The 24,482-nt window shown below is 63.1% G+C and carries 11 protein-coding genes, 1 tRNA gene and 1 pseudogene; 10 read left to right on the top strand and 3 right to left on the bottom strand.

Going from position 1 to position 24,482, the window contains the following annotated elements:
- Both GY769_02670 and GY769_02665 read right to left on the bottom strand, forming a co-directional pair.
- On the bottom strand, nt 1-1,285 hold a 1,285-nt coding region (locus GY769_02670; GenBank protein ID MCP4200822.1), incomplete at its 3' end, for a phosphatidylserine decarboxylase.
- Between the two features lie 90 nt (nt 1,286-1,375).
- Nucleotides 1,376-2,307: pseudogene (locus GY769_02665) on the bottom strand (IS1595 family transposase).
- Between the two features lie 765 nt (nt 2,308-3,072).
- Here GY769_02665 and GY769_02660 point away from each other — a divergent pair.
- Together GY769_02660 and GY769_02655 are read left to right on the top strand one after the other, a co-directional pair.
- Nucleotides 3,073-4,032 (top strand): amidohydrolase, encoded by a 960-nt coding sequence (locus GY769_02660; protein ID MCP4200821.1) that lies wholly within the window; start codon nt 3,073-3,075, stop codon nt 4,030-4,032.
- Nucleotides 4,033-4,381: 349 nt separating this feature from the next.
- A complete protein-coding gene (locus tag GY769_02655) occupies nt 4,382-4,846 on the top strand; it encodes an SgcJ/EcaC family oxidoreductase (protein MCP4200820.1) in 465 nt (154 codons plus the stop codon).
- 21 nt (nt 4,847-4,867) lie between these two features.
- Here the strand turns inward: GY769_02655 and GY769_02650 are convergent.
- Nucleotides 4,868-4,954 (bottom strand) — tRNA-Leu (locus GY769_02650).
- Nucleotides 4,955-5,095: 141 nt separating this feature from the next.
- On the opposite strand from GY769_02650, the gene GY769_02645 reads away from it, so the two are divergent.
- The 8 genes from GY769_02645 (at nt 5,096) to GY769_02610 (ending at nt 24,447) form a co-directional block, all read left to right on the top strand.
- Entirely contained in the window at nt 5,096-6,007 is a 912-nt protein-coding gene (locus GY769_02645; protein MCP4200819.1) for a pirin, read from the top strand.
- A 689-nt stretch (nt 6,008-6,696) separates the two neighbouring features.
- On the top strand, nt 6,697-7,353 hold the full coding sequence (locus GY769_02640) for a hypothetical protein (GenBank protein MCP4200818.1): 657 nt from the start codon (nt 6,697-6,699) through the stop codon (nt 7,351-7,353).
- 559 nt (nt 7,354-7,912) lie between these two features.
- Nucleotides 7,913-8,854, top strand: a complete 942-nt coding sequence (locus GY769_02635; protein ID MCP4200817.1) for a hypothetical protein — start codon at nt 7,913-7,915, stop codon at nt 8,852-8,854.
- A gap of 11 nt (nt 8,855-8,865) precedes the next feature.
- Nucleotides 8,866-19,932, top strand: coding sequence for a hypothetical protein (locus tag GY769_02630; GenBank protein MCP4200816.1), 11,067 nt, complete (start codon nt 8,866-8,868; stop codon nt 19,930-19,932).
- A gap of 202 nt (nt 19,933-20,134) precedes the next feature.
- On the top strand, nt 20,135-20,338 hold the full coding sequence (locus GY769_02625; GenBank protein ID MCP4200815.1) for a hypothetical protein: 204 nt from the start codon (nt 20,135-20,137) through the stop codon (nt 20,336-20,338).
- A gap of 245 nt (nt 20,339-20,583) precedes the next feature.
- Nucleotides 20,584-21,645: a transposase family protein gene (locus GY769_02620; protein MCP4200814.1), complete on the top strand. Its 1,062-nt coding sequence runs from the start codon at nt 20,584-20,586 to the stop codon at nt 21,643-21,645.
- 417 nt (nt 21,646-22,062) lie between these two features.
- Nucleotides 22,063-23,538: an RNA-directed DNA polymerase gene (locus tag GY769_02615; GenBank protein MCP4200813.1), complete on the top strand. Its 1,476-nt coding sequence runs from the start codon at nt 22,063-22,065 to the stop codon at nt 23,536-23,538.
- A 678-nt stretch (nt 23,539-24,216) separates the two neighbouring features.
- Entirely contained in the window at nt 24,217-24,447 is a 231-nt protein-coding gene (locus tag GY769_02610; protein ID MCP4200812.1) for a helix-turn-helix transcriptional regulator, read from the top strand.
- Nucleotides 24,448-24,482 lie beyond the last annotated feature (35 nt).

Genomic DNA, 24,482 nt, shown 5'->3' with positions numbered 1-24,482 from the left:
GAGGCACCGTCAGGGTGAACTGCGCTCTCTTCTCAAATATCACCACGAAATCGGAGCCACCGAAGGCGCAGTTGGCGAACTCCCAGCCCTTCTTGGCCATCGCGCCCTCCTGCACCCAGTCGCGCAGGTCGCTACCCGACACCTGGGCCCTCCCCATCGGCGCTGCGATCACGATGCCGTGCGCCGGGGTCTCGATCCCCAGCACCAGCCGGGTCTGCCCGAACTGCCAGTCGGCCGTGTCGCGCGGGTCGTAGTAGCCCACCTCACCCGGCGCCAGGGGCGCCTTCCAGCCTGACTTCATCCGCACGCCGGCCTGGATGTGCTTCATATACACGAGCTTTCCTGCCACGGGCACGTGCAGCCGGTGGTAGTTGTTAACGTTCAGGAACTGATGGGTCCAGGTACCGCCGTTGAAGACGCTCGCGTCGATCGAGCCGAACTCGGCCAGCACGGCCTCGTCCGACTCGCCGGCGACGAACTCGTGGACGTCGCTGTAGAGCTTGCCCTTGATCAAGCGCCCAGACTGGGCGACGCCGTCATAGGTCGTCACCAGCTTGCCGTCGTCGCTGATCGGCCACCAGCCGGCGGAGGTCGAGTCTCCGATCGACACCACGGTCAGCGGATCGTCGTAGCCCTCCACCGGACGCGAGCCGTTCGGAAACTTGTCCCGCTTCCTGCACAGCTCGCGGATGAAGAACAGCTGGAACGTCGGATAGGGCTCTTTCGGACAGTACCAGTCGCCAAAGTACGGGTCGTTTCTGAAGTCCGGAACGTACTTCGCCGATGGCGGCGTCTCTAGGTACTCGCCCCAGGATTGCGCAATCGACCGCATCCACTCCGAGAACCTGGCGTTCTTGAACTGGATCTGGCCGCGCGGATCGGTGGTCAGCTGCCGGTCGACCAGGAAGTAGCTGTAGGAAAGCAGGTCGAGGATGTTCCAGTTGCAGTAGTTAGCTCCGTCCATGCCGACGCGAATCTGCCCCTTGAACAGCCCGGTCTTGATGTTCTGCGGGTTGTAGGTCACCAGCGCATCGATGAAATCGTAGTAGTCCTCGAGGCTCGCCACCGGATTGGTCATCGGATCGCCGTTGACGACCTGGCCCATGGCGATCGACTGCGACAGGTCGTATTTGAGATTTGTGTCCGAGTTCACCATGGCAGTCAGCTTCTCGGTCGCCGGCTGCCGCGGCGGCTTCGTGCACTCCTCGGCAAGAGCTCCCCCGGCACCCAGGAGCCCCACCAGACAGGCGACGGTGATAGAGGCTCGGGTTGAGTGGATACGCATCCATCCCTCCTTTCCTGGAATGTGCTCTCAGTCTAGCAAGGCTCGCGGCCGACGGCCGGCGATTGTTCGTCCGATAAGCCGCGCATGTGACTATCCGGTTAGCTCAGCACGGTACAACATCTTGTATGTCGTCGGGTCGTGCTGTCCGGTCAGCCCCAGGAGCGACTGAAAAGCGGCCATCGGGGTCCGTCGACGATTGAACCGGAAGACGAACTCGTTCACGTACGAGGGAAGATGCTTGGCGCTAACCCCGTGATGAGTCCCGGTCAACCAGTTCTTGAGATTCGAGAACGCTCGGTGAATCCGTGGGAGGTGCTTCGCCGCGCTCGTTCCCGACCCCTGCGTCTTCGGTCGATGGTCAAAGCCGCGCGCTTGTGCAAGGAAGCGTACGCTTCCCAAGCATCGGTCAGCACAACGCTCTCGGGCCGTACAACCTGCTCGACGAAGCCCGACAGAGAAGCGGCAGAGACGTCCTTGACCACCGCCAATCTCAACCTTCCGGAACCACGTCCTTTGACTTCAACGGCACCTACAACAATCGACTTGGTGCCATCCCCTTGCCGGCCACCCGTGCGCTCACTGTCTTTGCCGCCAACATAGGTCTCGTCTACCTCGACAGTTCCGCCGATCTGGTCTCGTTCTGGGCGGATCATGGCGCGACGTAGCTTGTGCAGCATGGTCCAAGCGGTTTCGTATCGGCTCAGGCCAAGCTGCCGCTGGAGCTGCAGCGCAGAGAATCCGGGCGTGTGAGTCGTCACGAGATAGGCAGCCCAGAACCACTGTTGCAGCGGGAGGCGAGTCCGATGAAGAACCGTGCCCGCAGTCAACGAGACCTGGTAACGGCACGACCGGCACTGATGGAGTCCTCGAGATTCGACGCCGTACGCGTCAGGGCTGCCACACTTCGGACATGCGAACCCTTCAGGCCATCGAGACCGGAACAAGTAGTCAGCGCAGGCTTCCTCAGTTGCGAAGCGGGACTGGAACTCTGCCAAACTGCGAGGAAACGATGGTCGGGCCATCACGACACCTCGCCAAGACACTACATCTTGTGCCTTGCTGAGGTAACCGGATAGTCACAAGCCGCGCTTACCGGACGGATCGTCTCGAGTACGCTCCGGACTGGAGGGATGGCGAGAACGAACGCTCGGGACATTGCGCGGGGGCAAGGAGTGATGCGGATATTTGCACCCCCTAACAAGGCAGACAGGAGACACAAAATCCCACTAACCTTGCATATACCTGATTGTATTGAAGTTATCCTTAGTGCCGGAGCCGGGACTCGAACCCGGAAGCCCGAAGGCGGGGGATTTTAAGAGGGCGCCGGCGCAGCAACGTGCAGCACCTGGCAGCGCGTAACTAGCAGCCAATCAGAGACTTAGAACGCTCGGTCTTGCTGCTCGCTACTGTGCCTTGCTGCAGCTTTTCGGCTGCGAGTGTGCCGCTAGTGTGCCACGCCAGTGAGCATCCTGAGCTGGGCTGACTCTCCGCACACAGGTCTTCCCTGACCTCAGTAGTAACATCGGCCGTCACCCCCCAGGACGTCCCTGAAATGATCGGCAAGACCATCTCGCACTACCGGATCGTCGAGAAGCCCGGTGAGGGCGGGGGGCCAATCTACCGGACAAGCTCAGAAGGCTTCAGGCGCATGGGACCTCACGCGGAAACCGAGAACACCCTACGCGGGTATCCGATGTCTCACAGGCTCGGAGTCCCCTGGAGACTTACAAGGCTGCTGCCAAAGTCGGGGGTGAGCTAGAACCGTGAGGAGGTGGAGGCGAGAATCGATGAACCGACCGAGATATGTGGTCTTCGCAGTACTGGCTGCCGTGGGCGGCTTGGCCGACTCAGCGGTATCTCAACAGACCGCCCGCTACGACGGCCCGATCATCGATATGCACATGCATGCGAATCCTGTGTTTCGGGATGCCGCTGGTGAACCTCTTTCTCGCCCCTGTAATCCCCGGCCCTGTCAGGGTCCGCCGGCCCAGGCTAGATCCGACGAAGAGGTCCTGAGTTTCACGCTCGCAGCAATGGACCGACACAACATCGTCCTCGGTTTTCTGAGCCAGTGGCCACTGGACCGCGTCTATCGCTGGGTTGATGCCGCACCGGGCCGCTTCATAGCTTCGCCTTTCATCTCTGACCCCGCCATGGTTTCTCTCGAGGATCTCCGAGTGGAGTATGAGGCAGGACGGCTCGCTGGACTCGGGGAGCTAGCTCTGCCTTACAGCGGTGTATTGCCCGCCGATCCGAGTTTGGAGCCGTTCTTCGCTCTCGCCGAGGAGTTGGACCTTCCGGTGCTTGTTCATCATCAAGGCACCGCCGGGCCGAGCGAGCATTTTCGCATCTCGAATGGCCATCCTGAACAACTAGAAGAGGTGCTCGTGCGGCACCCGACACTCCGCCTTTACATGGAGAACTCAGGATACCCGTTCCTGGGTGAGACCATTGCGTTGATGTACCGCTATCCCAAAGTGTACGGCGACCTCTCCACAGGCACCTGGATCTACCCGAGGGAGACCTTCCACCAGTACCTGAAGGGGCTCATCAACGCTGGACTCGGAAAGCGTCTCATGTTCGGCTCGGATCAGATGCAATGGCCTGAAGTCATTGACGATGCCGTCGAGGCCATCGAGTCGGCCACCTTCCTCACGGATGAAGAGAAGCAGGACATCTTCTACAACAACGCTGCTCGGTTCTTGAATCTGAGCGATGGTCGAATTGCCGAGCATCACGCTCGCTGACGGCCTGGTCGCTGACGCTGCCTATTGCCTCCCAATTCCAAGCGGACTGTACTTTCTGTCGACGACGACGGTACAAACAAGAAGGCCCAGTCGCGGCCTGATTGTAGCGCCCGAGTCGCTCGCCAGGGCGGCTGTCGCCCGGACCTCATCAACCCCAGGCTCGCAGAGAGAATCGATGCAGCTTCTCAGACTGGCCGCTTCGCAATGCTAGGCTCCGGTGCAACCGGTGCTGGGCAGCAGGGCTGTGGCCTCCGCGCCGGTGCCGGTCGAACGCTGGAGTCCTCCTTCGTATACGGCTAGCTCACTCAAGTGACACACGCCACGGCCTCGAACTTGAATCGGGACTCGAATGCGACGAACCGCAGCTAGATGGATCCTCGCGGTCGTTGTGCTGATCGGATGTGATGGCGGAGCTGATCGGCCTGCGGAGCTAACGGCCGCAGACCTGGACGCCATTGCGAGTCTGCGGCACGCAGTCATCGAGGCGATCGTCGCTGGTGACGCTGCTGCCTATGCCGACCTCTGCACTGAGGACGTACGACTCTTGCACGCGAACGCGCCGTTGATCACCGGAAGAGTGGAGCTGCGAGCCCACAACGCAGCCATGTTCGAGGCCGTCACCGTGACGAGTCTCGAGCTTTCGCCGGTGGAGGTATATGGCGTCGGAGATCTGGCGTACGAAGTCGGTACACAGCAACTGTCTATTAGTCCTGAAATGCCCGGCTTCAGCAGCTCACGCAAGTACGTCCACGTGCTGCGGCGCGGTGCGGACGGGCGCTGGCGGTTCGCTGTTCTGATCTCCAACGACTCGTAGCCGCCATCGTCGAACGGGGTTTGGTGCCGGAGCCGGGACTCGAACCCGGAAGCCTTTCGGCGGGGGATTTTAAGTCAGTCCGGAGGGTCCACGCCAGCCCACACCAGCCCGCTTAAGTACAACAAAAACAGTCATTTACCGGAATCGTCCTCAACAGCCTTTGGGCAGGTTTGGGCGGGGTCAGTGCGGATATAGTGCGGATGGAAATCGGACCGTCCTCGTGCTGTGAGCCCCGGCGACGGGGCGGGGATGGCCGGATGTGAGGCTGCGACTGGCCGGAGATCGGCCAAAGCGCGGTTCCTCGAGCAGGCGCTCGCAATCGAGGCGGAGGACGCGCGCTCCGCCGGCGAGCTGGGGTTCATGGCCCGGATCTTCGTCCAGGCTACCCTGCCCCACAGCCGGCCGAAGTGCCACGAGTTCGAGCGGGTCAACGGGCGCTACTCGCTCCATCTGGCTGCGCCGCCTTCGGTCGGACTGCCGTACGGATCCTACCCGCGGCTCGTTCTCGCCTGGCTGACGACCGAGGCGGTCCGGACCAAGAGTCCGGAGATTCGGCTCGGGCCGACCTTCAGCGACTTCATGTATCGGCTGGGGCTGACGCCGGTCACCGGCAAGCGCGGGACTGTCCCCCGGCTGAGAGATCAGCTTCACCGGCTCTTCTCCACCACGCTCCGCTGGACCTACACGGACAGAGACCATGGCCGAGCAAGCGGCCGCGGCTACGTCATCGCAGGCGAGCACCACCTCTGGTGGTCGCATCGAGATCCGGCACAGCAGCCCCTCTGGCGCTCAAAGGTCGTTCTCGGCCACGAGTTCTTCGAAGAGGCCACCAGGTCCGCCGTCCCTGTTGACCGCAGAGCCCTTCGCCTCCTAAAGCGCTCACCTCTCGCGCTTGACATCTACGTCTGGCTCACCTACCGAATGAGTTACCTCAAGAGACCGTGTCTGATCCCCTGGGAGGCACTCCGGGGCCAGTTCGGAGCAGCATATGCCCGACCCACGGACTTCCGCCAGAGGTTCCTTCGCTCTCTGCGTCTTGTTCTGGACGTCTATCCACGCGCCCGAATCTCTCAGACGGGTCAAGGACTCTGGCTCATCTCTTCCCCTTCGCACGTCACACGCTCCGGACGACCGGGTCAGGCTTCCCCTGTCTCGCAGTAGGACCGCTCCCTCTGCCCCCGCCGAGGCCGGCCCGGTCAGACCTCCGCGAGGTCGGGACGGCGGCGATTCCCAGTGCGAGCGGCTCGTGGCGTGGAAGACCTGTGGCGGACCTTTCGAGCTCGAAGTGCGCTGGGACGCGTTCACCAAGTGGATCCTTCCCACCCGCCCAGGTGGCGCGATTCCACCAGGATCCTGTTAGGCTTTTTTTTTACCGCGAAGAGTCACCCTGCGGAGAGCTGGCGAGCCGCCGAACGATCCGTCCGCCGAGGCAGCCAGCTGCCCGGGAAGGGAATCCAGATGCGCCGAGTCTTAGGTCTCCTGGTTCTGCTTCTGTTCGGTGCTGTTGCGGCCCTTGGGTCCGGCTCGGCCGAAAGCAGGGCCACTACCGTCCGCCGCCTGGAGCCCATCACTGGATGCGCCCTCCTGCATCTTCTGCGGATGTCGGTTCCTCGGTACCAGAACGACACTCGAGGACCTTCACCCGAGTACCGCCTATGTGGCTCGCCCACTCGCTCTCGCGAGCTCAACCACTCAGCGCCAAGCAAGGGGGCAAGATGAACGACGCGAAGATCCCCAGTAGGTCGAGACGGCGCGCCGATAAGTCGACTCGCGGTGTCGTGCTCCTCCCGCCACGTGTCGGAAGATTGAGCGGAGTGCGAGTTCAAGCGTTCGCCGACGAGGAACTCCGTGTGAGGGTTGGCAGTGCCGAAACCGATGAGATCGGCCGCTTCATCATGCATCTTGCGGTGAACCACGTGGCGATTCCTCTTTCGTTTCGTTGGAAGCGCAGGAACAAATCGGGCCGTACGCCGCGGCTCGACCCGTGGCTTCCGGGCGCTGCACTTCGAATCGCCTGCTACGAGGCCAGCCCGTTGAAGCCGGCCGCTCGCTGGAGCGCTTCTCTGCGCGGCAGGATCCGTACGAGGCCCGGAGCTCCGGCGGCGCACCTCCGAGTCCAGCTCGTCGAGCAATCCAGCAGGTTCTGCCGCCGCATCTCGGTCACCAAGTCGGGCCCGGGAGGGGCCTACGAGGTCGGATACGATCCTGACCGCCTGCTCGCGCCCGACGACCCGGACCTGCGCATCATCGTCTTCGATGCGAACGACGTCCCCCTCAAGGAGAGCCGGGAGATGGACTTTTCTCTCCCGGACGAGCAGGTCCGAACAGCCTCGCTCGACGACGCAGCGTTTCGCGAGGCGGCGCAACTCGTGCAGGACGAGTCCAGGGTGGGCCGTGTAAGGCCCGAGGACGTCGAGTACCTGACCGAGAAGAGAGGCATGAACAGCCGGGCAGCTGCCCTGCGACCGACGGGCCGAACGGGCTGCCGTCGACTACAGCCGACGTGACGATCGAGAGTTTCGGCGGCTCACTGCAACGAGTGATCTTCCCTATGTGTCACCCCTTGGACAAACGACCGACGAGAGAATGATGAATAGACGACAAACAGCCACAACCATTCTCCTATCTCTCGGCGTGCCTTGCCTCGCAGCGGGGGCCTCGGAGAACACTACCGTCTCCATTGACCTGCGTTGGTTCTTCGCGGGCACGCCACACCAAGCGGTTCTGAAATGGTACGAGAGTCTGCCGGGGAACCTGCCGGAACCCAGAGAGCGAACAGATCATTATCTGCTGATTGAGGGTCGAGAAGATCTTGGTCTCAAGATCCGAGGTGGACGCTTGGAGCTCAAATGGCGTGTAAGTGCGAAACCCTTCTTGGCGGGGCAGATCCACGGGGTTGGAGAACGATGGGAGCGTGCCACTTGGGAATTCTCGGAGGACCACGCTAGCGGCGTGGTCAAGGCTTCTACCGAACAACATCTGAAGGGCCATCGGCACAGTGTCCACAAGGCGCGCCGCCAGCGGAAGTACGAAGTAGGAAGGTCGGGGCTCCCCACTCCGGTAGAGATGGAGAGAATCCTTGATCTTGGGTGCTTGATGGAGCTGACCGAGATATCCATTGCCGGGGAAACGAGCTGGACCCTCGGTTTCGACGCATTCGGTCCAGAAGAGGATGTCGACGCCATCCTGGTCGGGTGCGTTACAGAGTTGCTGGAAGACTACCCTGGCCCGGAACTCACTGCGGATCGGTCTCATGGCTACCCCAAGTGGCTTCTCGATGCTCTCCTGGATCCCGACCCACTGGTCGGTCAAGGCCCGTCCGCCACTCCGAGGGCCACGCTCGCGGTAGGTGGGGCCACCTTCATGGCCTTTGGCACCAAGTCACAAGAAGCGGGTGCTGGGCCCACGCTCGCACAATCAACCATCAAACCTCCACCCAGCGCGTTGACGCCAGCGGTGACAGTAAGAGCCGCAGCGCTGACAAGCGGCACCGCGGGAGACGCGGAGATCCTCGTCGCACTCGATCGGGCCACAAGCCCCCTCCTGCTGCCGGACGCGCTCGGGTTGATCGCTCACGTCGATGGTGAGTGGATGCCACTGCCGGCCCGTGAGAGCGAGTGCGCCGGCGCGGTCGATGCCATCATCTCTACGGTTGCTGGGAACGCGACGGTGGCGGTCGCGGTGAGACGTGCGAAACACCAGGAGGACTTCTCGGGCGCAGCAGGCACACACTACAGCATAGGTCCGCTCAAGATCGTGGCTTCCCAGCCGGTCTCGGTGCGCCGCCTCTCGTTAATTCCGAGTCGGCTCTCCGTCGTGCTCGACGGCTCTGTGGCCGTGCCTGGCCTTGTCCTCGCGGTGAGCGGCGTGCCGCCGCGATCCCAACTCGTCGTTCGCGACGAGACGAGTCGGCAGGTGATCACACCACAGCCTGACGGGTCGTTCCGATTCCCGGCGCCGGTAAGCGGACGACGGGTCAGCAGCACCTACTACCTCGGCGTGCGGTGAGGAGGCTCGAGATGGCTGTCCGGCCGTATCGTCTCAACCTCATCCTCCTCCTCGCTATCGTGGCCGTGGCCCCAGCCGCGGCCCAGCTCGTGACCTTGGGCGACGGTCAGAACCACGACTGCTACGAGATTCGCGACTATCCCGAGGGAGGCTACGAGGGTGGGCTCGAGCCGATTATCCGGGTGATCGGCGACGGTGTGACCATACGCAACTGCGGCTTCCGTAGCGGGCTGACGGCCGTTCAGCTGGATGGTGCGGGGAGCGTGACGATCACCGACAGCTGGTTCGGACATCCGGACCACGGCGATCGGGAGTTTGCCGACGCTCTGATCACTGGGAGCTTCACGGGCACCCTCATCTTGGAGGAGACCATCGCTTGGGCAGAGAAGACGGGCTGGGACCATGCGATCATCGATGTCGTCGGCCTCGTAGACGCACACCTGGTCGTGAGGCACAACGTACTGTTCGCGCAGGGCGCTCTGTTCGTCGCTGGCGACCATACGGCGCTCACCGTAGAAGACAATAGTTTCCGGACAAATCCAGGTACGAGCAGCGGCACGTTTCCGTCGCCCGTGGTGATTGGGCTGCCCGCCGGACCCACAGTTGTCCGTCGCAACACCATCATCCCGTTCGACTGGAGCGAGAAAGTTCCCCGGAGCACCTGTGTGTTCGCCGAAGGCAAACCGATTACCTTGGAGGCAAACACCTTCTGGGGCTGCGAGGTTTCGGCTGGACCGGGAAGCTCCGTGTATCTCAACGACTTCGTCCACGGCGCCTACATCAACGCTCCGCAGGCCGCGACTCTTTTCGACGCGAGTAAGGACTCGCCTACATTGGAGTACGGCAACCACTGGGGCCTCACGTGTGCCGAGGTCCGCTCGACCGATCCGGCCGACTACTTCCACCCCGGCCCGGGCGGAGCCCGCGATCCATATGCTTTTGGGATCCCCGTGGCGCAGCTGGCGCGGGTCGGCGGCCTTTTCCAGAACGGACTGCCGGTGCTGTACCCGTCCGGCTGTGACATCGACCTGCCCGACGGAGATGGAGACGACATCGTCGATCTAGCCGATACCTGTCGGGAAGATCTGGTCGGCGCCCCCGCGCCGAGTCCGGTCGACACCGACGGCGACGGTGTGGCCGACGCCTGCGACTGTGCACCGGGTCTTTTCGACTCCTCAGACGATACGGACGGCGACGGCGCGGTCAGCCTCGACTGTTTTGGCTTGACCTCGACCGACACCGAGGGCTCCGGCATGAACGTGGACGCCGACGATGCCGATGCCAGCGTGTACCCGGGCGCCCCCGAAGAGTGCGACTGCAAAGACAACGACGGCGACGGCCTCATCGACGAGGAGGAGCCCTGTATCTGCGACGCCGACGGCGACGGCGCTCAATCCCAGTGCTGCGGCGGGACTGACTGCAATGATGAAGCCGCGTCCATACACCCAGACGCTAACGAGGTCTGCTCGGACGGTATCGATCAGAACTGCGATCCGAGCGACGACGATTACTGTTGCGACCTCGACGGCGACAACTGGCCTGCAGCCTATTGCGCCGGCCCTTACCAGTCTGACTGCGACGACAGCCGCGCTGACGTCTACCCTGGCGCGCCGGAGGCGTGCGACGACGCCGACAACGACTGCGACGGCTTCTCCGATGAGGGTTTTCTCGCCGACAACGATGACGATCTCACTTATGTCGTCACCTGCGCAACGGGTGCACACCTCCACCCAAACGGAATGCCCCTATTGCCCTGCAATCATGACTGCAACGACGCCGACGCCACCGTACACCCCTTTCGCCTCGGGTGCTACCACCCGGCAGACTATCCCGAAGTGGAGGATGACATCCCGGAATCCGGGATGGACGCGCGGGCCTGCGACGGAATCGACAATGACTGCAACGGCCTGATCGACGAGGTCGCCAAGGATACCGACGGCGATGGATCCGAAGTATATATCTGCGCCGATCCACCCGACGCCAACCCCGACTGCGACGACAACCCTCTGGCCTGCGGCGCGTCCTGCTACCCAGGCAATCCAGGCGAAGCGTGTGACGGCTGGGACAACGACTGCGACGGCAGGATCGACGAAGGGGAGTTCGAGGACAGAGACGGCGACGGGTCGGGGTTGTATGTCGACGCGTGCGGTGTTCCGCGAATCTACGAGTGTTATAGCGAGTCCCAAGGCTCAGTTGAGTTCTGCAGGAATGACATCGACGACGACGGTGACGGCACGGTTGACGAGCACTGGCGAGATCTCGATCACGACGGCGAGATCGACGAAGACGGGTGCGTAGCCTGCAGCGACTGCGACGACCGCGACCCGCGCCGCGCTAACTCTCTGCTGGAGATCTGCGGCGACGGAGTTGACAACGATTGCGATGGCCTCATAGACGACGGCGACGTTTGCAGCCACTGCTCCGAGGTGCAGGACAACGACCGCGACGGTCATCCCTACCCGCCCTGTTCCTCCGACCCGTACCTCGCCGATTGTGACGACTTCAACCCCAACACGTGGAGAAGCTGCGAGACGTGCCAGGACGGCGACGGCGATGGCTACTGGGCGGGGTGCGAGACCTATGTCTCGGTATTCGGTCCTGACTGCGACGACAACGACGGCCAACGCTGGGTGAGCTGTCCGGAGCTGGACATACCGCTCTCCTCGCCCTTGGTCGACATCGTCGCCCCGGATCCGGGCGATCCGGCGATCTTGAGCCCGGTAAAGGTGCGCGTCGTGTTTGCAGATCCGGATGGCATAGACGGCGAGAGTCTGCTCGTGACTGCCGACTTCGCCGACGTCACGGGTTTCTTCAGGATCGAGACCGGAGAAGCGACTGGACTCCTGGGTCTCACCGAAGGGGGTCACGTGGTCTGCGCGCGGGTGGCCGACAGCATGGGCAATCAAGGGATGGACTGCGAAGGGTTTCAGGTGGGACTCACGCAGGCACCGGTCCGCCTCGTCGCCCCCGGCTATGCTTCAGACGCCAGACCCTATCCGGACGAGCCCCCGGAGCTCCGTGCGCCCCGGCTGGCGCCGGAGGTCATGCAGGCTCGGATGCTCAACCACGCCTGGGGGGGCGCCGACTCGGTTCCGGAGGTAGGGAGCGGCCCGCTCGCGCCGGGGTTGCCGCTGGACTTCCACTACGCGAACCACTACGTGGGTGTGTCAGGGGGGCAGCAAGCTGCGGTGCGCACCGTTGACTTCGCCTCACGGGGGCGCGGCGGGCTCCACTTTGAGCTGGTGCGACAGTACTCGAGCGACGCCGAGCGGGTGCGACGCCTCGAGGCGCGGCAGGCGATCTTCCTACAGCCGGTTTATGAACACCTGGCTGGCACCTACCCGAACGTGGACCGGATTTTGTTGGAGAATCTCGACGGTACTGACGGCGTCACGTTGCTCGGCGAGTTAATCCACGCCATGCACAAGCTCCACTGCGCCACGAGTGAGGGGATGGTGTGCAACGTGGTGTCGAGTGGGATCGGGGCCGCCAACCCGGTGGCGGGGGCGATCGCGGCAGCGGCGTGCGCCGCTGATCGCGCTGCGGCGATCGCCGCGTGTTTCATCGGTGCTGGCAACGCCTACGGCAACTGGCAGGTGAACCCGACGTCGCCGGGCTTCCTCGAGACGTACGCTGCGTCGTACTTTGTGAACCCTCTCGCAAATGACAACTACAACTCTGGAAAATGTCCCATCGACTACTTCGGGCACAACGGCGAGGAGATGGCGAAGGCTACGCCAGTGATTTCTTTTGGGCCCTGGCCGCCCGACAGGGACTGCATGAACCGCATGCCGAGCGATCCGTGGGTGACGCCAATCCTCCAATATCGGCCCCGAAGCGTTGGCCCCATCTGGAACGGCGAAGCGCCCCACCTGAAGATGGGAGCGCTGGACTTGCCCCACTACGCGCCGATCGCATACGCCCAGTGGGTGCTCGACATCATCGCCGAAGCCCGGGAAAAGGCGTCCGCTCGCGTCAATTCATTCAGCACCAGCGTGCGCCCCTTCTTGCGTGCCGAGGCGGCCCGTCTCAAGAGCGCCCGGAAGGATCCAATCCGGTTCGGACTGGGGGCGGGCTGGAGCCTCAATCTCCCGTACCTTGAATTCCCCGATCCGGCGACGGAGCGCCCCGGCTTTGTCCACTTCGACGGCCAGCGCGCGGCCGAGTATCGAAACCCTCAAGCGGCGGTGTTTCCCGCTGAGGAGGCGATCCTGTGGGCGGCGGATCCCGCGGTTGCCCCACCCGAACCCGACGGCGCAACTTGCGACCACACTGATCCTGTGGGCGGCGTCACCCGTGATTGCCTACTGACTGACTTCGGCCAGGACACATTCATGTTGGCCACCGGCGTCCCGGTCGTCCAAGGCACACGGAGGCCTGAGCTGGTCTACCGCCTCTCGGTGCTGGAGCGGATCTACTACTTCGACGAGGTCGGCCTGTTGCGGGTGATCACCGATCCCACCCACAACAACAGCATCGAAATCTCGTGGGCGACTACCCACATCGACAACCTGGACGCCCTCCAAAACGCCAAGCTGGACACCATCGTCGATGCCGCCGGCAACACCTACAGCTTCACCTATTGGGAGGAGCCCTTTTTCACCGACGCCCGGGCCGATTTCCAGGCACGAGAAGGCGCCCCGGCCGAACTCGCGGAATCCTATCCCGGCTACGCCGTCCTGCCGGATCCTCCGCTCGTTAGGAGTATCAGTTCCTCAGAGAAGACCGTCCGTTTCACCTATCGGCTGGAGCCAGTGCGGGTCGGCGGCGAACTCATCCCATCGGTCGCCGGAGACGGCTGGTGGACTCTGCAAACCGTGGAGGTCGAAGGCGCCGATACACAAGTCTCCGGGACGCCAGACGCCAGCGCGTTGTTATCTTTTGACTACGAAGCACGCACCGTCTTCGTGTGCGAGCCCACCCTCGACGACAGTGGGCAGCGCTACTGCGGAGTGGATCTGACCGCGCGCACCGAGACCGCGCTTCACGGGGTCTACCTCAGCGGTGTCACCACCCCCACCACCGCCACGATCGGGGGCACGGCACACTCGGGGTACGCCGACTTCATCTACGACGATCACTCACTCGAGTTCGCGGCCGGGGAGTTCTTGGGCGTCGCGGTCTACGACCTACCGACCGACGGCTCGGAGGGCAAGTACTGGGAGTACGAGCAACCTTGTGAGGACATCCCGGCTCAGGAAGACGACCCCTGCACCAACCGTGGCCTGTTCAAGCTCGCCCGTGGCCCGGAGGTTGCCCGTCTGGAGCGGTCTGTCGCAGCCGGCGTTGCCAGCATCGATGTCCAGACCTTCACTAACAATTGGGCCGGCCGAGGGGGGGTGGCGACCGATCCGGTGATCTACGAGCGCACCGTCGACGGCATCGTCGATCGGCGGGTCTACGAGCTGATTGATGGCGCCATGCTCGAAACCGTGCACGAGGTTGCTGATGGTTCTCAAACCTGGCGGGTCGAGTACGACTACAGCTTCGGGAGGCTCGACGAGAAGCGGGGCTGTCTCGTGCAGGGTTGCGATACAAGCCGGGTGGAGAAGTTCATCTATGGCGCAGAGTCGGGTTTCGCGGGCATGTTCAGCACGCCAGCCCGCTACGAGATCCACGATGCCAAAGGGCTCCGCAAGGCGATCGATCTGCGCTACCACGGGACCTACCCGTGGCTTCTCACTCAGCGCTTTGGGGACGTCCCGTCGACCGACCTGCACTATTTCGACGGCGGTGGCCATAGCAGCTGCGGCTCGCTCTCGAGCTCCGATCCAGCCGGCTCGCTCAACCCGGTGGCCATCTACCGGGAGTACCTCGAGGACAGTAGGCGCCTCGAGATCTGCACCCTTTACAACGAGTTCGGAGCGCCCATCGAGTCTCGCGATCCAGAGGGGATCACCGCCACTTTCCGCTATGCCCCCTTCGACCATGGCGGAGGGCGCGTGGTGAAGGAGCTCTATCTGGAAAGCGTGATCCGTTCCAAGGGCGTCACGTCGACCATCGAGTCGTTCCAGCACGACTCCTTTGGCCGACTCCTCAGCCGGGTCGACGCCAGCGGCGCGCCATGGAGCTACGACTATGACAGCGTCGGTCGCTTGGTGCGCCGCACCGACGCCCAATACGAGGAGACGTTCACATACACCGACACCAGCACCTTCGTCCACTACCGGCCAGTCGTAGATCCACCGCCACCCATCGCGGTGATGGAGCTGCGCTCGGACGAGCACGGCCGCCTCTACGAACGGGTCGACAGCCGGCGGGATCCCGAGCCGGGGATCATCAAAACGAGGGTGACCCGCTACGGCTACGACGGGCGTGACCGGCCGGTGTGGCAAGACCTGGTATCACCAGCTGGCGAGATACAGCGCCGGGAGGTGGTGCTCGACGGCTTGGGTCGGGTGGCGTCGATAACCCGCGGCAACGGCACCGTCACCGGGTACACGGAGACCCGCACCTACGACGACGTGTTGACGGCGCGCCCGCGAGCCCCTGGGCCTCCAACCACCGAAGTCACGATCACCAACCCAGGCGGCACCGTGTTCCACTATCATGACGCCCTCGGAAGACGTGTCGCCATCGCCCTGATGCTCGACGGTGTTGAGCGGGTCTGGACCCAGGAGTACGACAGCCGAGGCCGGTTGGTCTTGAGCAAGGTGCCGGCCGCCGCCCACTCTGTCGATCCCGCGCTCGGCTATCAGGAGTGGGACGTCTATACCGCGTTAGCCTACGACAGTCTCGACCGCCGGACCGACCGCGTGGTCGCGGCCCGCGCGCCGGGGGTCACCGTCACCGCCGCCGAGCTGTTGAGCTGCCCCTTCGACGAAACCGCCGGCGCCAACTGCTCGCACGAGCGCTGGACCTACACCGACTCCGGCCGCATCGAAACCCGCACCGATCCACGCGGGGAAGTTTGGAAATACACCTATGACGACCTCGGGCGTCCAGACTCCATCACCAACCCGCTAAGCCAGATCATCGACCTGAGCGCAGACGAGCTGGGTCGGGTCACGTCCAGCTGCTGGCTCGGCGCGTGTACCCAGAACGAATACGACCACCGGGGGTTGGTGACCCGTCGGGTAGACGGGGAGCAACACGCGGTGCGCAATGAGTACAACTTCTTCGGCGAGCGGACCCTCGAGGTCGACGAGACTACCCTGCATGAGCGCAGCTGGATCTACGATGTCTCCGGCCAGGTGCGCCGGTACGTGGACCAAGAGGATAACGCGTTCGATTGGCTGTACGACTGGCGCGGACTTCTCTATGAGTCGGTCGAGCCTCGGGGAGAGGTGTCGCGTCGGTACTACACACCCGATCCCCTCGGACGCATCGAGCGGGTGGAGGGCGTCGCCGAGGCGGGAGGCGCCCGCGCGGTGCTTGAGAGGTTTGCCTACGACGACCTCGACCGGATCGAGACCCGTACCTACGAAGGCGGCGCGACCTACACCTACCAATACAACGTGCTGGGCAAGCTCGCCTCCCGAGACCGAGATGGGTTCGGCGGCGGATTAACCTACACCCACAGCCCGTCCGGAGCCCTCATCGCCCGGGAGGACGAGACCGGTGTGCGTGCCAACTGGGGCTACGATCAGCTGGGTCGGGTCACAAGTGAGTCGAGCGGCCCCCGGGAAGCGCCGCTCGAAGAGTGGCGCTACGTGTACGACCGAGCCGGCAACCTCAGGGAGAGCCACAACCCGCTCGGCGCCATCGACACCTACGGCTACGACGCCATCGGTCGCATCACCGCCCGCTCCATCGCCGGCGCCGGAAGTTGGGCGTTCGCTTACACCGGCGCCTACGAGCGGACTGTGGTGGCCACCGACCCGCTGCTCGACACGATCACAGTGACCCTCGACCGGCGGTATCAGCCGGTGGAGGTGATCGATCAGGACGACTACCGCACCACGTACGATTACGACTCCCACGGCCGTTTGCTCACGTCGTCCTTCGGTGAGGCGGGCGGCCCCGCCTACGTCACAGAGTACGTCTACAATCCACGGGGTCTGTTGGAGCAGGTGTTGTTCGGCACCGACGGCGATCGGCTGCTGCAATCGCAGATGCAGTACGACGCGAGTGGCCAGGTGAGCGCCGAGCTCGACGCGCTGGACTTGGGCGAGACCTACCTCTACGAGAGCGCCCTACCGTGGCCCACGACGGTCACCGAGAGCGCCTCCGGCAGCCGGCGGTTGCGCTGGGATCCGGAAGGGCGGCTCCTCGAGGAGAGGTGGCACCCAGGTGAGGCAGACGAGCGCCTACACACCTTCCACTACGACGACGTTACCGGCGTGGTCACCGAGACCCGCTTCGGTATCGGCGCGTTCACCCACCATAGCGACGCTGCGGGGCGCCCACGGTACACCGGGCCCCCAAGCGGGGAGATCGCGCGGACGTATTTTTACGACGCTGCGGGCCGGACCGAGGTAGTGGTAAACGACCGGGACGAGTCGCTCCGGTACCTCTATAACGCCCTGGGGCAGATCGAGCGGACCTTGGTCGGCGACTGGGTTGCGGGAGCCCCGACCAACGAACAGACCCGTGGGGAGATCATCGCCCACCACCCCGATGGCCGGATCTCCAAGGTGACCACGGCCCAGAGGGACACCACCTACGACTACCACCCGGACGGCACGCTCTGGAAGGTGACCTACCCCGACCTGACGGTCGACGAGCTGCTCTACACGCCCAACCGGTGGCTCGAAACCGAAACCGCTCGGGGGGAGCTGACAAAGACCTATTCATACGACTACGGTGGCCTGTTGTCTCAGGTGGCCGAGTCGGGCTCAGTCACCCTGCCGAGCGGAGTACGCACCATAAACGAGACCGTCGCCATTCTTCGAGATCCCTACGGCCGAGTCCGGGCCGAGGTGGTCAACGGTGACGCGGCTGCGGCCAACGACGTCGCCTACTACCAAAACGGACAGGTGGCCCGCATCAACAACGTCCACTACGACCGAGGCCCCGCCACCGGGCTGACGCACACCCTTCGGTTCGCGGATCGGGACGATGACTACGCCACCTACGTCCCGATCGCGCTCCCGCCGGACGCGTCTTATCCTTCGGTGAGCCTCGGCTACACCTCGTACGGTGAGCCGGACACGGTGCAGGTGGGGTCGACGGTAGTGCTTGATCGCGAGTACGAAGCCTCCGGTCTGTTGAAGTGGGTGGAGAATCCCAACTCGCGGTTCACCTTCGGGTACGACGTCGACGGTCAGCCGTCGGGCGTCGCGCGAGGTCCATCGGGAACGGCGACCGTGCTGGAGCAGACCACCTACGATTACGTGGGCGAGCGTCTCGAGTCATACACCTCTGACGCCACCGGTGAGCGTCATCGGTACGTTTACGACGGTTGGGGCAACCTTACCGAGGTGCAGGACTACGACACTTTCGCGGTGCTCGAATCACGGACGGTCAACTGGTCGAATCAGCTGGAAACGTTGACGACTGCCGGCACGCGTACCTACTCCTACGACGCCCGCGGCCAGCTCGCATCGGCGGTCGGCGGCGGCGCGCCGGATCGGAGCTGGGAGCACGACGGCTTCGGGCGCCTGCTCTACGAGTCGTCCCCGAGCGGCACACGGGAGTCACTCTACGACGCGCTGGACCGGCTCGCGTTCCACAGCGTAGGCAACGCGACGCTGAGCCACCTGGGCCAGTGGGTAGTCGCCCTCACCGACGGCGGCGGTACCCGCCGGATGGCGCCACAGCTGGGCTGGGGGCGTCCGCTGTTGAGCTACGGCGGCGGTGAGCAGCTGGTTCCGACCTGGAAGCTGACCACCGCCGAGCAGGTGGTGACCGGAGACGGTGCGTTGGCGGAGACGCACCTGACCTCGCCGTTCGGCCGCGGGTCGCCGGGCCCGAGCCAGCTGCCGTTTACCTACAAGGGCTACTTCCGGCTGCCGTCGTCGGAGGAATACTGGGTGGGCGCGCGGACGTACGATGCTACAGCGGCGGCGTTCACCACAGCCGACCCGCTCTCGGGAAGCGTGGATGCGCCGCTGTCGATGAACCGCTACCGGACGTTCAGCAGCGATCCGGTGCAGGTGGTGGATTGGCGTGGGCTCTCGGATGATCTCCACCCGATAGGCGGTCCTAAGAGCGGCTGCAGCGGGCGTGCCACCTGCCCCCTTCCGGATTGGGCGGATGAGTTCATGGAGGGGCTCGGAATCTTCACCGTGTCTTTGGCGGTCGGGAAGTTCCTGAGTACGCCGGGTGGGCTTGCGTCGATGCCGGCTCTCGGCCCGAGCACGACGGGCGCATCGTCGGGCGTCCCCCCAGGGGCGCCGGGGCCAATGATCACTTTTGGAGTGCTTGGCATCGAGAAGGCGTGGTTCGAGCCAGCGACGGGGGTGAGATTCGGTGAGTTTGAGAAGCCGCCGACGTTCGAGGGGCTGTTGAAGGCGCCGGAGATGCCGGGGGGAGGAACAAGACCTGCGCGCGACCCGTCGACCATAGAGCCTTGGGAGCTGTGTGCTCCGGGTCGTGGGCCGTTGTGTGATCCGGGTGGTGGTGGCGCAGAGGGTGCATCTGGAAACCCGGCCGCTGCACGCAAGCCTGACCCGCCCGATCAGGTGTGGATCGACACTGTGGTCGAAGTTGTCAAGGCGTTCTTGGACGACACCTGTGAAGCAGGTGGTCAGCAGTTTGTGTGCGGTATGCCGCCAGGTGGCAAGATAGGAAAAGTTGAAAAAGCCGTAAAAGCAGCTAGAGCGGCTCGCCGCGCTCGGAGACTGGCAAAGGTGAGAGCCGCGCTAAGGTGGGGAGACCCGACGAGCAAAGTAACCTACGGCCATACTTTTCTCGAACATTCCAGCAAATTGAGTCCAAGGCGACTCATCGATCGCGCAAGAGATCTTGGCACGCAGGTCGGGAAATGGGCCGACGACAAGAAGGCGGCTGATTTCATCGCTGGCGTGGCAAAGAGGGGTCCGGGCGTTCATGATGTTCCCCTTCCGAAGGGGATCGCCGGAAGCAGTTTTCTAGGCGACGGAACCAGACTAGTGCCAGATATGGCGCGGGTGGTCGTGAAACCCAGCGGTGCGGTTAAGACGGCGTTTCCGTTCCACTCGGCATTCGCCAACTAGCGATGAGGCTAGGCCTATGAAGAAGGGTGCCACAGCCATAGCGATCAAGTGTATCTGTGAGGAGTTAGGCCTTCCCGAATGCGACGAGTATTCCCAGGATTGGGCGTACGAGTTGCCTCAGGCGTTCAGGACGACAGTGTCATTATCTCGATATGTTTCGACCTACTCGACCAGGCAGAATGATGCGGAAAGAGTAGTCTTGATGCAGCTCATCATGGATGTCGCTAACGACCTTCTGGACAACGAGGAGCTGCCGGAGGAGCTCTGGGAAGACATCGTAGAACTCCTGAATAACCGTCGGACTCTGCACTCCGACCTGATTGAGCATTGGGTGCTTGAGGGCGAGACCCTCGACGACGCCTTTGCGTTGACGCCTTACGTCCGCCGAGCCCTTGGGATGCCATAGGTGACTTCAAGCCGGCACTCCTGGGCAAGACCAACCCACACCAGTCCACTCAAACCACTGAAAACGCACCCACCTGTTCACCCAGAATCCTACCTTTGTAGGGCTGGTGTGGGCTGGGTTGGTGCGGGTACAGTGCGGATGGAAATCGCCTACTCCTCGTGCTGCGGGCGTAGTGTCCGAAAACTCGGCCGCGGCCCATTCGCCGCGAGACAGAGGCGTGCTTTCCCCTCCCCTAGAATCGGCCGATGAGCTCAGACGCCTATCCGCTTCAGTGGTTGCTCCTGACGTTCGCGGGCTGGGTCAACCGGCATCAGCAGCAGGTGATCGAGTACCTGGTCGAGGAGAACCGGGTCCTGAAGGAGCAGCTGGGAGGCCGACGTCTTCGACTGACAGACGAGCAGCGCAGGCGGCTTGCCGCGAAGGGTATGCGTCTCGGACGAGACGTCCTGAGGAAGGTAGCGACGATCGTCACTCCCGACACGATCCTGGGGTGGCATCGGCGTCTGATCGCTCGCAAATGGACCTTCGAAGCCAAGCGCTGCGGCCGACCGGGTGTCCTCAAGGAGATCGCGCGGCTGGCAGTGCAGATGGCCGAACAGAACCCGAGCTGGGGCTACGGCCGGATCCAGGGGGCACTCAAGAACCTCGGTCATCGCGTCGCCAGGAGCACGATCGCCAAGGTCCTGAAGGACAACGGCATCGAGCCGGCCCCCAACCGCCCCACGAGCTGGAGGACCTTCCTCGCCGCCCATTCGGGCTCGATCGTCGGAGCCGACTTCTTCACCACCGAGGTCTGGACTCCTCGTGGGCTGATGACCTATTACGTCCTGTTCCTGATCGACCTCGAGAGCCGACGCGTCCACCTCGCGGGAGCCACCCCCACTCCCGATGACTCCTTCATGGCCCAGGTGGCTCGGAATCTCACCGATGCAGTTGACGGATTCCTGCTCGACCGACGTTTCTTGATCTGCGACCGAGACGCCAAGTTCAGCCGACACTTCACGGCCATCCTGGAGGCTGCTGGAGTCCAACTCGTCCGCACGCCGTACCAGGCACCCAACTGCAACGCCTACGCCGAGCGCTTCATCCGCTCACTCCGAGAAGAGTGCCTCGATCGGATGATCCTCTTCGGCGAATCCTCGCTGCGCCGGGTTCTGGCCGAGTACCTGGCGCACTACCATCGCGAGCGGAACCACCAAGGGCTCGACAACCAGCTGATCGAGCGTCGCGCTCTCCCAACCGCCGGCGACATCCAGAGCCGCCAGCGCCTCGGTGGGCTTCTCCGCTACTACTACCGCGCCGCATAGCCACTCCAAGGGCGCGGTTGAGTCCCCCTCGCAGGCTGAGACGGCCGACCCTCTCTCGCCGACGCTGGCTACTGGATCAAGCGACTCGAGGTCGGTCGCAACTCGTCGCCGACCATTCGTGCACCACTTCCTGGCCGCATGCCTCCCCCGGCCGAGTTTTCGGACACTACGCGCAGCGCCGCTATCCCGATTCGGCCGTGCTTGCTCATCTCGTCCATCAGCTTCCTCACCTGTGCATCGACGACCATGCAGACGTAGATGATGTCAGCGAAGAACAGAAGAACCGGTAGGATGTGACGAAGTCACTACCCACGAACGCTCAGCATGGCCAGAACTACCCTTCGCCGACTATTAGGTTACGGCTACTTCCCTCGCGAACTCCCCCCCACTTTCACAACCGTGTCCTTCGGATCACGGGTGGCAAAGAACTGGCGTGCGCGTCCCGACGGGTTTGGTGACGGCCGAAAGCGTTCCATCGCGCTCCGTCACAGCCTCGCACGAAGCGGGCTGCTTCGGCGCCAACTCGACGTAGTCAATCCCATTGCCTACGCTGGGCTATCTGCGGAAGTGGCCGAACAATGGAGAGACCTCTACTCGGCGATTCGGCAGAGCAGCTACTCGTCGAGCCGACCCGTCTTTCATCGCTCTGGTGCTCGTGCCTTCCTGCCCGCTGTTGCAAACCAGGGAGACCTCGTTCCGAGACGTGCCCAGATTCGCGGCAGGGCAAGGGTACTAGTAAGCACTGACATCTCGCGCTTCTACCACTCGATCTACACACATTCTGTTCCATGGGCACTCCACGGCAAGGGCCTGGCTAAGAGAAACCGACGCTACACCCTGCCGGGGAATCGGCTCGACAGGGCGCTACGCAACTGTCGCGATCAGCAGACTGTGGGAATCTCGATAGGGCCCGACACTTCGCTTGTCCTCGCCGAGCTAGTCTTGTCTCAGGTAGACGTGGCGTTGAAGGCACGCGTGCCGACTGTGCGCGTTGTCCGGTACATCGACGACTACGAGCTGGCAGTGGATTCTCACGATGAAGCAGAGCATGTGGTTGGCGTGCTCCAGGAGGTTCTGTCGCACTTCGAACTGGAGTTGAACCCAAGAAAGACCGACGTCCAGGCGCTGCCAGTCCCCCACGAGTATCGCTGGGTTTCAGATCTCCGCTCGTTACCGCTGCAATCGGGCAAGCCAGGACAGGCAAACAACCTTGTCCGCCTATTCGACCGCGCGTTTGAGTTCTCTGGGAGTGCTCCGGGACAGCCGGTTCTTCGGTATTTGATGGGCAGGATTCAAGGAATCGACGTGCATCCCTACGATTGGGGCCTGTACCAAGACCTTCTCCTTCAGTGCATGACTGTTGAACCGGGCACGATCGCAGCGGCATTAGGCCTCCTAATCGAGCAGGTTCGGAGCGGACTCGTTGTCAATAAGCGGGCGCTGGAGGCCGCACTGAACCGGAGCATCCAACTACATGCCCCACTCGGCCACCACAACGAAGTGGCTTGGGCCGTCTGGGGCATTATGGTCCTGGAAATGCAACTTCTAGACGCCACGATCTCAGTCCTGGAAAAGATGGAGGACCCCGTAGTTGCACTCCTGTGCCTGCATGCCGAGCGGGCGGGCTACTGCGCAACTTCAGTAGACAAGACGCTTTGGCAGCGCCACATGACGCGGCGTGCACTTTACGAGTCCCAGTGGCTCCTAGCGTACGAAGCCCTCGTCAAAGGGTGGCTCCCCTCGGCAGACGGCACCAACTACGTCAAAGCCGATTCCTACTTCGCCTTCTTGGATCAACTCGGAGTACGTTTCTACCGCGAGCGCGCCATCAAACGTGTGCAGGCCACTGGAGTCCCTCCCACATTTGGAATCGCACCGGTCTTCTACGCCTGACGGGCTATGGACTCGCCGGCTGCATCAAAGCGGCTCCTCACCGGTGATCGGTGCCGGATCCCAACCATTTCCTCGACCTGAGCCTCAGCGTGATCCTCGCCGCGTCGCTGGCCCGTTCGTCGCGTGCAAGCTGCACCAACGGGTCTTCATTCCTCGCAGCTTCTTTCAGATAGCTTTCCAGCCCGGGCTCGAACGGGAGGCTCGACCTCACCTTTCCCTCTCGTTGACTCCCAACCCGACAGGAGCATTGACTGGGAACCCGGTCTCTCTCTTTGGCCTTACCAGTGTGAGTAGTTCCGTACGGACCGAGCCTTCCACTCGCCGTCCACCTTGCGCATACCAGTGCAGATGCTCTCGATCTCAACTCCTGGCCCCCGAAACCAGACGACCTCTAGCTCTCCATCGGGTTCCTCGTTCACGGCGCAGTGCATTCCTGAACCGACCCGGTTCAGATCCGGGTACTTCTCTTCCAACATTCTTACGCAGGCTGACACCTCATTCTCGCCGCCGCAGCCCGCCGCAAGCAGGGCAAGACCGACCAAGAAAAGAATCACTATCGGTCGCTGTGTCTCGAATCCCCCGCGATCCCTGGATGTAGGTTCTGAAAACACCACCTTTGCCCCAAATCACACTCATAGTGTGTAGACACCTTGGATTGTATGCAATTACCTACCCTCAGTGCGAACGGCCATACTCAGGCGCTTTGGGGTCAACCTGCGACGACTTCGCCTCGACCGCGAACTGACACAGGAAGCTCTTGCCGAAAGGGCTGGCTGCCACAGGAATTACATCGGCGGCTTGGAACGCGGCGAGCGGAATCCAACGCTGACCAAGGTCCTCTCCATCTGCGAAGCCCTGGGCTGCGAGGTCCAGGATCTGACGGGCGCACCTCAGAAAGCCCGTTCGTAGCTGCCGTCCCAGTAAGGCTCGGACGGCTCGGCTTC

This window comes from bacterium, assembly GCA_024224155.1.
GTDB lineage: Bacteria > Acidobacteriota > Thermoanaerobaculia > Multivoradales > JAHEKO01 > CALZIK01.
Note: the sequence above shows the minus strand (reverse complement) of the source record. Positions and strands in the feature narration are given on the sequence as shown.

Excerpts from the sequence above, each read along its gene's own strand:
- GY769_02660 (MCP4200821.1), top strand. The coding sequence starts at position 3,073 with ATGAACCGACCGAGATATGTGGTCTTCGCAGTACTGGCTGCCGTGGGC.
- GY769_02655 (MCP4200820.1), top strand. The coding sequence starts at position 4,382 with ATGCGACGAACCGCAGCTAGATGGATCCTCGCGGTCGTTGTGCTGATC.
- GY769_02630 (MCP4200816.1), top strand. The coding sequence starts at position 8,866 with ATGGCTGTCCGGCCGTATCGTCTCAACCTCATCCTCCTCCTCGCTATC.
- GY769_02645 (MCP4200819.1), top strand. The coding sequence starts at position 5,096 with ATGGCCGGATGTGAGGCTGCGACTGGCCGGAGATCGGCCAAAGCGCGG.
- GY769_02620 (MCP4200814.1), top strand. The coding sequence starts at position 20,584 with ATGAGCTCAGACGCCTATCCGCTTCAGTGGTTGCTCCTGACGTTCGCG.
- GY769_02635 (MCP4200817.1), top strand. The coding sequence starts at position 7,913 with ATGGAGAGAATCCTTGATCTTGGGTGCTTGATGGAGCTGACCGAGATA.
- GY769_02625 (MCP4200815.1), top strand. The coding sequence starts at position 20,135 with ATGCAGCTCATCATGGATGTCGCTAACGACCTTCTGGACAACGAGGAG.